This window comes from Bradyrhizobium sp. GCM10028915 (assembly GCF_042666195.1).
Lineage (GTDB): Bacteria > Pseudomonadota > Alphaproteobacteria > Rhizobiales > Xanthobacteraceae > Bradyrhizobium > Bradyrhizobium canariense_D.
This window is the reverse complement of sequence record NZ_JBHTFN010000002.1, coordinates 73,838-86,706: the sequence shown is the minus strand read 5'-3', so window position 1 is coordinate 86,706 and position 12,869 is coordinate 73,838. Positions and strand designations below refer to the sequence as shown.

Genomic DNA, 12,869 nt, shown 5'->3' with positions numbered 1-12,869 from the left:
TTAACCTCGAGGCTCATCAACCGCCTTGATCGCTTCGATCTCCTGATCCTAGATGATCTTGCTTACGTCACCAAGGACCAGGCCGACACTAGCGTGCTGTTCGAACTCATCAGCGCACGCTACGAGCAGCGCTCGATGCTGATCACCGCCAATCAGCCGTTCGGCGAATGGAACAAGGTCTTCCCGGACCCCGCCATGACGCTCGCCGCCATCAATCGTCTCGTTCACCACGCCACCATCGTTGAGATGAACGTCAAGAGCTATCGCAGACGCACCGCGCTCGACCGAAAACGCGGTCCGGGACGGCCGACCTCGCACGCGACACCCAAAACCGTCGCTGATTGACGCTCCGCGACAATCAGAGTTCAACAAAACTCTTGCGCACGACAATCTGCGCGGCAATCATTACTTCGCCGCGACACTGACTCGCCATCCAGTTTGCCGCGCCTTCCCATCCAGATCGACGCGCTACATCCAACAAGGCATCGAGGCGTCTGCTCGCCTCGACCGTCGCTCGAGGCGTAATAGACCGCCGGCAGCGGCGCAGGTCCGGCGAAGGGCCAGTCATCCCCCACATCTGTCCAGATCCGACCGGTCCTGCAGTTGCCCTTCGCCAGGACGCGGATGGTGTTGTCGTCGCCATGCAGGCGCTCGGCCGCGAGCACATAACGCTCGATCAGGTGCAAGAGCGGCATGAGGCCGAAGGTCCCGTGGCCGACTTGGTCGGCTAGCATCGACAACGGCAGGTCGATCCTCTCGCACTTGAAGCGCGCTCTGGCGGTTCAGCGGGATGTGCATGCCGACCTTGTCGAACAGGGTGATCGCCAGCAATTGCGGGCCGATGAAGCCGTGCGGTGTGGCATGGAACGGCGCGGGCCGCTGGCTGATCTTCTCGCAATCGCGGCAGGTGAACTTTTCCCGCACTATCTCGACGAGCTTGAAGCGACGCGGGATCTCCTCCACCGTCTTGGTCACATCCTCGCCGATCTTAGCCGGCCGCGATCCGCCGCAGCAGGCGCAGGTCGTCGGAGCCTCGATTGTCAATCGGCCCTTTAATTGCGGTTTGTTGTCAAGCTTACATTTCTAACTCGCCCACGGCACGGTGGTAGCGCTCGCGCCGTCGGAGCTGGTCCGGATTGCGGAGACGGCGCGGGCGCGGCTGATACGTGCTTTGCCGGCCAGGCACTGGATCGCGGAGCTGGTTGATGTCTTCGCTGGGATCATGGTCCTTTCCGAGGTCGCGCAGCGCCTCACGATGATGTCCGGGTCGGAGTGCCTCAACGTTTGCAGCGGAATGCGGACGAGCCGCCACCAGTCGATTGACCGAGGTCGCCACAACACCGTCCCAGCGGGACATCGCCAGTCCGGCAGACCGGACCAGGAACTTTACAAGATCGGATCAGGCTTCCTTCGCCTGGCCCCAGTCGAACGATGTGCCGTCGCCCCAGATACAGTGAAGAACGATGGCGATTTTGCGCGCGATGGCGACCTTTGCCTTTCGCATGCCAATCCGCTTGGCGAGCTCCATGCCCCAAGCCTTGAGAGAGGACCATTTCTTCGTTCTATAAAGCAGGACGGTCGCCGCCTCGTACAGGTAAGTTCGAAGAAGACGGTCGCCCCATCGTGATATCTTGCCATTGATATCAGTTTCGCCAGACTGGTTGCGTCGAGGCGTAAGACCCAGACAGGCGCCGACGCTGGATGCCGACCGGAAGCGCGATGGGTCGTCGATCGTATGGCGGAAGGTCAAGGCGGTCACCACGCCGACACCAGGAACCGTCATCAGGCGGCGCGTTGTCTCATCCGACTTCGCCAACTGGCGGACTTCGTCGTCGAACTTGCTTTGCTGCTTGCAGATCTGCTCATGGATCGACAGAAGCGGCGCGATCACACCGAGGAGCTGATGATCTTCGCCTAATAGCTCGCAGACCTGATTGCGGAACTGCAGTCCGATCGCGCGTGGGAAGAGCAAGCCGTATTCTTTGATTAGACTGCGGACCTGGTTCTCGATATCTCGACGAATGGCCACGAGCCGAGATCTCGCGACGAGTATCGCGCGTATCTTCTGACTTTCCTCGCTCTTGACTTTGACTTCTCGGTACCAGCCGACCCGCACCAGTTCGGCCAAACCTCGAGCATCATTCTGATCGCTCTTGTTCATGCGTACGGACAAAGCCTGACGCGCGTCGATGCAGACCACCGGAAGATCAACCCTACGAAGTTCATGCCATAGCCAACTCGCCATCGCCCCGGTCTCAAATCCGATGCGCTCCGCCTGTGGCGCTCGCTTGCGAAGCAGTGCCCTCAGCGCCCCCGGGTCGGACTTGGCCTTTCCCTCGAACATGACCTGACCCACTTCGTCGACCACACACACTGATGTTTCTTTTTGCGAGACATCCAACCCAACATACTGCTTCATAGCCCCTCCGATTCGCGGGATTGCGGGAAGGCTTGAAGATAGCGGACATTTCGAGCCGCGGGCGCCGACCGCAATTACGTCATCGTGTTCAAATTTGGCTCTGCTGAAGCTATTTTGGTGCAGCACTGGTCATGTGGAGCCGATTAGCCGAGCCTGCAGCAAGTCGAGCTTGGCGCGCCCGTACATTTGGCATTTAACCAGTTCGAGTTTGGTGATTCGGTCTTCGGTCTGTCCGTTGGACCAGGACGGGTAATGGCTGCGCTGACGGCGGCTTTGTCTTTGATGATGCCGCTGGGAAAGACATGACGAGGCTTGCGCATGCTCGTTCCAACCGTGGTTCAAGCTCTTCGTGATCCTTCTTGCGGATCACCGCATGGAAAGCGGCTATGATCTCCTCGAGCTTCCACCAGGAGAGGAACGCCTTGCTCAATCGCCGCAATGGTGACGGTCTCTGACTTTGATAGCGTGTCGCGCCCATGGTCATCAGGCGGGCGATAGTTCTCGCGGACGGTACGCGCTGCAGGCTTTGAGCGTCGGGCATTTCGGCACGCCGACGGCGTGTCGCCCATTCGGCAACGGATTAAGTGTTGGCCCGAAGACGTCCGGCTCCGAACTCGGAGGCGTTCGACCGCGCGTAAACGAGCGCCCCGTTCTCTTCGCGCCGCTCGACCAGGATGTCTGAGCGAGCAGGAACATAGTCCCTGAAGGTTAGCGAACCTTGCGTATTGCGCACCCAAGCGACGTCGGTGAGATCTGTGATAGGGATGGGCAAACCGCCGAGGAGACCGCGCTCGCTCACGGGCTTTTTCATGATTGCCTCGGCATGCTCACGTGCGCGGTCAAAACACAAAATCGGCAATGCGTTGAGCTTACCGTCTAGTCTACTTCGGCAATCCGTTGTTCAAGCAAATCCAAAAGCTCGAATGGGGTTACCTCGCTATTCGTTCTTTTCGACGACGCCCCGCCCTGTGTCGCGGATCAACTTTCATGCACTGGAGAACTCCGTTTGCCCGCCCTCCGTCCTTTGAGTGAACGTCACAACAACTATGCATGTTAGAGAAGTGCTTTGCTTGGACCACGACAGAACTGCCCGGCAGCTGAACAGACCCAGCTTCGCCCAAACCGTCCGCTTCGGATGCGAGGCCGGCCTCAGGCCAACTCGGCACGTGACTGGTGCTGTCTCTGACGAACCCTGGATCCGCATCACTTGCTTGCGAAAAGCTGTCCTTAGTTATGGCTACCGATGTCCGTGTCTGCGGCGCTGAATCAGCGCATCGATCGCACGCCAGATGGTGGATCCGATCCGTGCAAGAAGTGCAGCGTCCTTGTGAGTCTGCGAGCCGGTCCCTGCCACGCTTAACTCTGCTACTACCGGGCTCCAGACATCAGGAATTCAGGAGGTCCAGAACGTATCTGACGGTGAGCTCCGTGGTCGGAATTACGATCTCGTCGGAGGCGCCGAACGTGGGCGTGTGAACATGTGAGTCGTCACTCGTCGCGCGGCTGCCGAACCAAAAATAGATCGACGGCAAGCACGCCGCGTAGAAGCCGAAGTCGTCGCTTCCGGCTGCTTGTTTCCTCTGGTTGAAGAAAGCGTCCGGACCGGCCGTATCGTGGACCAGCTGCTTGAAACGTTTCACCATTTCCGCATCGTTGATAACGGCAGGCTCACCCGTGCGGACGATGCACTCAGCATGGCCGCGGTGCATTGCAGCGACGCCTTCAGCGACCTCGCGAACTCGTTGGCACAGCAGCGCTCGGCGATCGGAACTGCCAGTCCTGATTGTTCCTTCGAGAATGACGGATGGGCAGATGACGTTGGTCGCCTCGCCGCCATGTATTGTGCCAATCGTAATGACCGCTCCATCGTCAATTGGCATTTCCCGCGAGACCACCTTCTGAACTTCATTAACGAACGCGGCTGCTATTGTGATGGCGTCGACGCCGTTATGCGGCGACGCGCCATGCGCCATTTTTCCTGCGATCGTGATTTTGAATTGATCCGCGGATTTTGTGACCGCGCCTTCCTGAGCACCGAACATTCCGGCAGGAATTCCAGGACTCACGTGAAAACCGACGGCTCGATCAAAACCCTCCAGCAGCCTGTCGTCTTGGACCGTGCGCCCGCCGAGCGGCTCCGCCTCTTCGGCGGGTTGAAAAAACACGCGCACTTTACCTGCGAAGTTACTGCGCAGCCGGCGCAAAGCAACCGCCGTGCCGAGCGCGATCGAACCGTGCATGTCGTGACCACAGGCGTGCATGACGCCGTTCACCTGCGAACGATAGGGCAAATCGTCACGACACTCTTGGATTGGTAGAGCGTCGATATCGCCGCGCACTGCGACGTGACGCTTCTGACCTGAAGCCGTGCCCTCAATGTCGACATAGAGCCCAGTCTTATGGAAAGACTTGACATCCTCGAAGCCGAAGCGCTGCAGCATGGCCCGAATGCGCTCCTGGGTTTTCCATTCCGCATTCGATAGCTCGGGCTCCCGGTGCATGGCGTGACGTAACTCGATGACCGCCTCGCGTTCGTTGTCTAATAGGAGATCATTGCTGCGGTTGCTCATCCGTCTAATCCTTTAGTCGGCTCTTCTGCCATCTGCCAATTCACAAGCGTAGTCTGTCGACACGAGCGAAAGCCGGCAAACGTACGGCCTGCGGACGCAGAAATCCGGCTCAATATTGGGTTGGACCGCAGAATTTCCGACGAAGTGTGGTACTATCGCCTCACGCTGAGCACCATTGGTCTCGGCAAGGGGAGTGCTTGCCGGCGCCAGGTGAACAATGGTTTTGGGGTCAGCCCGAGTCGCCGGCAATCTCGGAAACAAACCGCGCCTGGTACCATCGATTCCTCGACGATCCGGGCCTTGTCGTCCTTAGAGAACCAACGGCGACGTCCCGTCTCCGTGATCACTTCCAGCCGGCGCGCCGCCACGTCCCACATAAGCGTATGGTCAAGCATAGACACAAGCTGATCCCTTCAAAAACAGCGTGACACTCGCATATTCAATGCGCAAGAAGGTGGGAGAAGGACGCTCTGATATCCGCTGTCAAGAATTACACGAACTCTTCGATTGTGCAGGCGCTTCAAACGTTGCGAGGCGTCGATCTGATCGTCGCCGTGAAGTTCGCGATCGAGATTGGTGACGTGAGCCGTTTTGAGAGCCTACGGCAATTTATAACTTATCTCGGCCTGGCGGCAAGCGAACGGTCTACGGGAGAGTCCGTCAGGCGTGGCGGCATCAGTAAGGCCGGCAACGGCCGTGTTTGCCACATGTTGGTCGAGAGCGCCTGGACATATCGACACCCGCCGAAGATCGGTAAGACAAAGCTATACCGGCTCGAGCAGGCATCGCCAGCAGTGCGAGAGATAGCTTGGAAGGCGCAGAGCCGGTTGACCACCCGCTACCGGAAGTTGGCTGCGCGCGGCAAGCGAACGATGGTGGTCTGCACCGCTATCGCCGGTGAACTGGTCGGCTTCATGTGGGCGGTTGCCAGACAAGTGCAGAGAGCCTGGTTGGACGCCCTTCTCATCATCGTGCATGGGCGGAGGCGGGACCACGGCAGATGGAATGCCCGTCAGACGCCTTGTGGCCGGCAACAACGCCAATTCCCGCAGTAAGATACGAGCAGACCTCGGACGCACAATCGGAATACGGTAGACAATCCGCGCATCAGAGCTTGATCAGCCTCGTTCTTCGGTCCCGCCTCCACCTATGCACGACCATCTCTATGAACAGCCGATCGACGACGGACGATGCTCCGGATTCTAATTCTTGACAGCGGATATCAGAGCCGTGTTCAGCTGCCGGATGACGGGTGACCTGCGGGTCTGTGGTTTAGTTTGGACCGTTAGGCTTCGAATGGACAAACTGCACATCGCTATCACGGAGCCGGTGCGGCGGCTTAAGGTGTCTTCACCGGCGTCGGTCGTCGGCGGGAAGCCACAAGGACAAGGCGGATTGCGAGCGGCGAGTCGGTCTGGTTCGGTAGCCGCAGAAGCCTAGTACCTTCACGGGGAACCAAAGTTCGGCTCCGTTCGCCCATTGATGTACAGCGATGGCAAATGCCGGTCCAAACAAACTTTGTCGGCTCGTAGTGTCCTTCTGCTTGGCGCACGAGGGTGTTCCCTGTCTATGGGGCCCCGCGCCTTAGCGCCTTGCTTGCTGTCTTGACTCTGATCTCTCACCTCCGCCAAGGAAAGCTCTTACGCCGCAGACCTCCGACTCATCTGCGAGCGGAGTCCTTTGCAAGTTCGTCCATTACTTGCTTGGTCGCCTGATATGCAAGATCAACTATTTCATCGATCTCTGCCTCGGACACAACGAGCGGTGGAGCAAAACCAAGTATGTCTCCATGCGGCATCGCTCGCGCGATAAGTCCTCGATCCCGGGCAGCCTTTGAAATACGAGCACCTACTTTTAGCTCCGGATCAAATCTCCGTTTTGTCTGACGGTCCGCGACAAATTCAACAGCGCCGAGCAAGCCTACGCCTCTGACTTCCCCAACTATCTCGAGCTGCGCAAATCGCTCCTTAAGCCGCCGTTGCAAGTGCGCGCCGACGGTCTTGGCGCGGTCGCTCAGCACCTCTTTCTGGACAATGTCGAGCACTGCATTTGCAGCTGCGGCCGCAATTGGATGGCCCGAATACGTATATCCATGCGAGAAGGCTCCAACGCGATCGGCTCCTTCTTCCATCACCTTATACACCTTCTCACCGACGATGGCCGCAGAGAGTGGTACATATCCGGAAGTCAGCCCCTTGGCCACAGTCACCAGATCTGGCTCAATCCCGTAGAGCGTGCTGCCGAAGTCGGCACCGGTTCGACCGAATCCACAGATGACCTCGTCAGCGATCAGAAGAACGTCGTAGCGCCTGAGCACGGCTTGAACTTCTTGCCAGTACCCAGCTGGTGGCGGCGTAATACCACCCGTGCCGAGCACAGGCTCTGCGATGAAGCCGCCAACCGTTTCCGGACCCTCTCGCAGGATTAGCTGCTCAAGCTCAGCTGCACGGCGACGAGAAAATGCCTCTTCCGTTTCGCCGGGCTCAGCACCCCAATAATGATGCGGCGTTCCCGTGTGCAGAATACCGGGGAAAGGAAGGTCCATGTGATCGTGGTAGAACGACATGCCAGTCATCGAACCAGAAATGACCGAGCAGCCATGGTACCCTCGCTCGCGCGAGATAATCTTTTTCTTCCTGGGTTGACCGCGCAGATTGTTATAATACCACACGAGCTTTGCCTGCGTCTCGTTGGCGTCCGATCCAGACAACCCGTAGAACACTTTGCTTGGCTTGCCCGGTGCCATTCGCACGAGACGATCCGAAAGAGTCGCCAGCTCTTCCGTCGTGTGCGCCGCGTAGGTGTGGTAGTACGCTAACTGATATGCCTGCCGCGCTATAGCTTCTGCGACTTCGGTGCGACCGTAACCGATGTTGACGCAGTACAGCCCCGCAAATCCGTCGATGTAGTTTCGGCCCTCGGCGTCGTTTATGCGAATACCTTTGCCGCCCGTAACTATCGTGGGATCGCCCATCTTGCCGCTCGCGAAGTCTTTGAGCTGAGTGAATGGATGCAGAACACTGGAGCGATCTCGTTCGGCGATGGCCTTGATATCAATCATGTCACTTCTCCTAAGCTGCCAGATCGCCGAAACAGACGTACTTGAGTTCCATAAATTCGGCTAAGCCGTGTCGCGAGCCTTCTCGACCAAGCCCAGATTGCTTCCATCCGCCGAACGGAATAGGTGGCCCTGTGAATGAGTCTGTGTTGATGCCGACCATACCGCACTCGAGCCGCTCAGAAGCCCGAAGCGCCCGACGCAAGCTGTCGGTGTAGATGTACCCGGCTAGGCCCATTTCGCTGGCGTTGGCTCTGGCGATGACCTCATCTTCGGAGTCAAACGAAAGGACTGCTGCGATCGGGCCAAATGTTTCCTCAGAAGCAATGAGCATATTCTCGGAAACTTCAGTGAGCAGTGTCGGAGGGACGAAGTTGGGGCCGGCAGCGGCGCCCTGATGCGCCGACATAACGGTGGCTCCCTTTTTCACCGCATCATCAACTTGGGCCCTGCACTTGTTGGCAACAGATAGCTTGGTCATAGGCCCGATGTCCGTTGTCGGGTTAAGTCCATGACCGACTCGGAGCCGAGCCATTTCTGCAGCAAACGCCTCGACAAAGGCCCCATGGACGCCCTTTTGAACGTAGATGCGGTTCGCTGCCAGGCAGTCCTGACCTGACGTCGCGAATTTAGCGGCCATCGCCCCCTTGACCGCCTTCTCGAGGTCAACGTCGTCAAAGATGATAAACGGGGCATGCCCGCCTAATTCCATGGAGACTTTCTTCACCGTGTCCGCCGCCCCTTGAAGGAGATGGCGGCCAACCTCTGTAGAACCTGTGAACGACAGGACCCGCACTCTCGCGGCGTGCAATAGAGGCGTCGACAGTTCGATCGGGTTACCTACCAGGACTTGAAACACGCCGGCAGGGAATCCGGCCTGTTCAGCCAGCCGCGCAATGGCGAGCGCGGAGAGCGGCGTCTCCGGAGCTGGCTTTACAATGATGGGACAGCCAGCAGCGAGCGCGGCCCCCGCCTTTCGCGTAATCATCGCAACAGGAAAGTTCCAGGGCGTAATCGCAGCCGCGACGCCGATTGGCTGCATTCGGACGTGAAGGAGACTGCCGGGCTTGTGGCTGGGGATGGTCTCTCCGTACGCACGCTCCCCTTCGGCTGCGAACCACTCAAGAAATCCTGCCCCGTACTGGATTTCATGACGCGCTTCCGCAAGGGGCTTACCCTGCTCGCTCGTGACGATGACCGCGAGTTCTTCCGCATGCTCGAGGATTAAGGACGCCCAGGACCGGAGGATCGCCCCTCGTTGTACAGGCAACAATCCCCGCCAAGCCGAAAAAGACCGGTCGGCCGCTGCGATCGCCGCATTCATGTCAGCCGCGCTGCAACGCGCCACCTCTGCAATCTGTTCTCCGGTCGCTGGATCGATGACGGCATCTCTTCGGTCGCCAGAAATCCACCGGCCGTCCAGTAGCGCGGCCCCTGCCACGAAATCGTTGCGCAAAGTCTGCAGGCGCTCCTTCGCAAGACCAACCAGCTCACGATTTTCCTGTCGAAAAGTTTGAAGGGACATTTGCGGGTCCGACACCGTCAATTGTTGAAATCTGTTGTGCATTCAGCATACTGATGATGCCAACAGATTTGCGGCGCATTTCTCCGATGCGCTAACGATTTCCTGCAGCGGACGCGCGTTCGGAGACGGAATACACCTGAGGGGCTGGAGCTTAATCATGCGATACGACCGGATAGACGCGCGCATCCTCGAGATTGTGCAGAAGAACAATCGCCTGACCTCCGAGGTAATCGGCGAGATGGCTGGACTGTCTGCGACCGCGTGTCAACGCAGGCTAAAGCGACTTCGCTCAGAAGGTATCATCGAGGCCGATGTCTCGATCGTCTCGGCAAGGGCGGTCGGACGACCGATCCAGATGCTCGTCCTAGTGAGCCTGGAGCGCGAGCGTTCAGACATCATCGACAGGTTCAAGAAAGCTATCAAGTCGTCAGCTGAAGTCGTGAACGGATTTTACGTAACCGGCGATGCTGATTTTGTTCTCTACCTTACCGCCCGTAGCATGGAGGAATATGAGCAGTTCACTAGACGGTTCTTCTATGAGAACCCGGACATCAAGGGTTTTAAGACAATGGTTATAATGGACCGGGTAAAAACGGGTTTCGCCGTTCCGATCGAGATGCCGGACGAAGACTGAGCTGGCAGGCGTGCCAAGCCCCGCATTTTTTCCTCACGCATTCGTATACAATGCCCAAAAACCCCAACGGTGATCCGCTATTTTGTGCGCCTGCCAAGGTCTTGGCTGAACTGTGCTTCGGCTTTCAAACGAAATTGCAGTTATACCGATAGGACGTTTCAAGCGCTGGGTTGATACGTCCGCTCTGGCGAGACGATGCAAACTGAAAGAACGCGGTGGAGATTTAACTGCGGTACGGTAGACGAGCTAGTGTGGCTTCGCTCGAACGTTCCGCTCTTTCGCCCACGTGTTCGATCATCAGAGCAAGCGACATCGCTGAGATCAGAACATCTAGGGCTGCGGCTGAGGGCTAGGCGGAGAGTCTGGTGGAACTCTGCGAGCTTTCCACGACCTCAAATAAACTGACATGGCAACTGGCCTGGTGCTTGTCGCGTTTGCAACGGGGCGGGGCGTCTTGCGCGCAATGTCCCAAGGACCGCAAGCAATCTCAGGACCGTATTGTCGCGTTGAAGCTTATTGCATTTGAGCTGCCCATCTTAGGTCAGTGGTTGCCAGCGCCGGATGTATCTGAGCTCAGAACGGCCCTCATCCGACTAGCCGCCGGACGCGCAGTAGGCGCGAGATGACCGATTCGCCGAACTCGCGCATCTTCAGTGCCGACGGCATCACCGCACCGCTCCAGCATGTCACGTTTCGACGCATCTGGATCGCGAGCGTACTCGCCAACCTCGGCGCTCTGATCCGGAGCGTGGGAGCAGCTTGAGCCAAGACGCAGATGACCTCGTCCGCAGACAAAGTGGCGCTCGTGCAGACTGCTCTCTTGTTGCCAGTCATGCTGATATCGATGCCTGCCGGCGCGATCACCGATATGTATGACCGTCCGGTCGTAGCCCTCATCTCCGTTGCCATCTCGTGCGCTGGCGCCACGGCGCTGACCACGCTTGCGTGCCTCGGCCTGGTCACGCCTAACATGTTGCTCGCCCTGTGTTTCATCGTCGGCAGCGGAATGGCGCGGATGGATCCAGCTTGGCAGTCGTCGGTTGGCGAGCAAGTTCCTTTAAAATCCATGCCCGCGGCGGTCGCGCTGAACAGCATTAGCTACAATATTGCCCGCAGTGTGGGCCCTGCGATCGGGGGGATCGTGGTTGCCACCGCTGGCGCGGCCGCTTCGTCGCGGTCAACGCGCTACTCTATCTGCCCCAGATGTTGGCCCTATTCCTGTGGAAGCGCGTCCATGAACCCTCGCGTCTACCTCCCGAGACGCTGAATCGCGCTATCGTGACCGGCATCCGCTATATCATCAATTCCCCCTCGTTCAAGGTCGTGCTCGGGCGCACCATGGCGATGGGCCTGATCGGCGGAGGGATCGTCGCGCTTATGCCCCTTGTGGCCCGCGATTTGCTCCAGGGTGGCGTACAGACTTACGGCACCACGCTCAGTGCCTTTGGTCTGGGCGCGGTGATCGGCGCGCTGAATATTACGCAGGTGCGTAAACGCCTGAGCGGCGAAGCGGCGATCCGCGCCTGCGCGCTTTCGATGGGTAGCGCCATCACCGCGGTAGCGCTGAGCCGCGAGGGGATGCTCAGTGCCATCGCGCTGTTCCTCGCCGGAGCCGTGTGGATGATATCATGGGCGCTATTCAACATTGGGGTTCAGCTATCGGCGCCGCGCTGGGTCGCCGGGCGTGCGCTTGCAGCCTATCAGGCGGCAGGATCGGGTGGGATTGCCGCTGGCAGTTGGCTGTGGGGCTCTCTGGCTGACGCCGCTGGTGTGCAAACCACCCTGCTGATCTCGGCCGGTTTAATGTTAGTTTCCCCGCTATTGGGGTTGTGGCTACGCATGCCACGCGTAAGTACTCGTGAGGAAGATGCCGAGATGCTGGCCGATCCGGAAGTGCGTGTTGCACTTTCGGCACGTAGTGGGCCGCTTGTAGTGGAAATCGAATATCGTATCCTCTCGGATGATGCGCGCGCGTTTCACAATATGATGCAGGACGTGCAGCTGTTTCGCCAACGTAACGGTGCTTATGGGTGGTCGATCGCGCGCGACATCGCTGATCCCGAGCTTTGGACCGAGCGCTACCACTGTCCGACTTGGCTTGACTATCTGCGGCAGCGCAATCGCTCGACCAAGTCAGAGCGCGCGCTTGATGAAACGGCGGCGGCTTTCCACAGTGGCCCTCATCCCATACGGGTTCGCCGCATGCTCGAGCGGCCGTTCGGATCCGTACGCCGGAGGGAACATGAAATCGAACGGGCGGCGAAGGACATCGTGCCGCGCTCGGGCACTGGTTGGAGCTGAGAAGCGACGGCTGAGCACAGCTCGGACAGGCGCACGACCGCGCCGCCGCGCAAAGGTGCGAGTTGCTAGACACCTCACCGGATCTGATGCCCAATATAACTTTTAGTTGGCGCCGCCGGCCAGCTAGCTACGACTGGTCATTGGATCAGCTGCGCAACGTCGATCAATGCGCGCCTCAAAAAGGCTCTTTGGCGTCGGCGACTCAGCCGTTGCGCCTGACCAATGTCGGTTTAGATGAGCCCGATGCGACGAGCAGGGCAAAAGTGCCCTCAAAAAGGTATGATTAGCGACCAGCAGCGTGCATTCGCTGTCGGTGGAGCGGAATATGCCGGCGGGTATGCTGCCCGGGGATCGCGACCTAA

General features: G+C 58.7%; 7 protein-coding genes and 5 pseudogenes. 4 read left to right on the top strand and 8 right to left on the bottom strand.

What is annotated here, in order from left to right:
- Nucleotides 1-345 (top strand): ATP-binding protein (locus ACFQX9_RS01725; RefSeq protein ID WP_377786292.1); only part of this gene is annotated, 345 nt, incomplete at its 5' end.
- A 128-nt stretch (nucleotides 346-473) separates the two neighbouring features.
- Here the strand turns inward: ACFQX9_RS01725 and ACFQX9_RS01720 are convergent.
- The 6 genes and pseudogenes from ACFQX9_RS01720 to ACFQX9_RS01695 form a co-directional block, all read right to left on the bottom strand.
- A pseudogene (locus ACFQX9_RS01720) lies at nucleotides 474-1,047 on the bottom strand (transposase); the annotation flags it as partial.
- Between the two features lie 352 nt (nucleotides 1,048-1,399).
- On the bottom strand, nucleotides 1,400-2,419 hold the full coding sequence (locus tag ACFQX9_RS01715) for an IS110 family transposase (RefSeq protein WP_377786290.1): 1,020 nt from the start codon (nucleotides 2,417-2,419) through the stop codon (nucleotides 1,400-1,402).
- A 129-nt stretch (nucleotides 2,420-2,548) separates the two neighbouring features.
- A pseudogene (locus ACFQX9_RS01710) lies at nucleotides 2,549-2,996 on the bottom strand (ISL3 family transposase); the annotation flags it as partial.
- A pseudogene (locus ACFQX9_RS01705) lies at nucleotides 2,969-3,401 on the bottom strand (amidase family protein); the annotation flags it as partial. The pseudogenes ACFQX9_RS01710 and ACFQX9_RS01705, both read right to left, overlap by 28 nt.
- A 403-nt stretch (nucleotides 3,402-3,804) precedes the next feature.
- Complete coding sequence (locus ACFQX9_RS01700; RefSeq protein WP_377786288.1) at nucleotides 3,805-4,989, bottom strand: M20 family metallopeptidase; 1,185 nt, start codon at nucleotides 4,987-4,989, stop codon at nucleotides 3,805-3,807.
- A gap of 152 nt (nucleotides 4,990-5,141) precedes the next feature.
- Nucleotides 5,142-5,366, bottom strand: coding sequence for a transposase (locus ACFQX9_RS01695; protein WP_377786298.1), 225 nt, complete (start codon nucleotides 5,364-5,366; stop codon nucleotides 5,142-5,144).
- Nucleotides 5,367-5,498: 132 nt separating this feature from the next.
- On the opposite strand from ACFQX9_RS01695, the pseudogene ACFQX9_RS01690 reads away from it, so the two are divergent.
- Nucleotides 5,499-5,936 (top strand): annotated as a pseudogene (locus ACFQX9_RS01690) (transposase); the annotation flags it as partial.
- Nucleotides 5,937-6,649: 713 nt separating this feature from the next.
- Here the strand turns inward: ACFQX9_RS01690 and ACFQX9_RS01685 are convergent.
- Nucleotides 6,650-8,050, bottom strand: a complete 1,401-nt coding sequence (locus ACFQX9_RS01685; protein WP_377786286.1) for an aminotransferase — start codon at nucleotides 8,048-8,050, stop codon at nucleotides 6,650-6,652.
- A 10-nt stretch (nucleotides 8,051-8,060) separates the two neighbouring features.
- Nucleotides 8,061-9,572, bottom strand: coding sequence for an NAD-dependent succinate-semialdehyde dehydrogenase (locus ACFQX9_RS01680; RefSeq protein ID WP_377786283.1), 1,512 nt, complete (start codon nucleotides 9,570-9,572; stop codon nucleotides 8,061-8,063).
- 157 nt (nucleotides 9,573-9,729) lie between these two features.
- Between ACFQX9_RS01680 and ACFQX9_RS01675 the strand changes: the two genes are divergently transcribed.
- Both ACFQX9_RS01675 and ACFQX9_RS01670 read left to right on the top strand, forming a co-directional pair.
- Entirely contained in the window at nucleotides 9,730-10,206 is a 477-nt protein-coding gene (locus tag ACFQX9_RS01675) for an Lrp/AsnC family transcriptional regulator (RefSeq protein WP_231144083.1), read from the top strand.
- Between the two features lie 622 nt (nucleotides 10,207-10,828).
- Nucleotides 10,829-12,507: pseudogene (locus tag ACFQX9_RS01670) on the top strand (MFS transporter).
- Nucleotides 12,508-12,869: the final 362 nt, after the last annotated feature.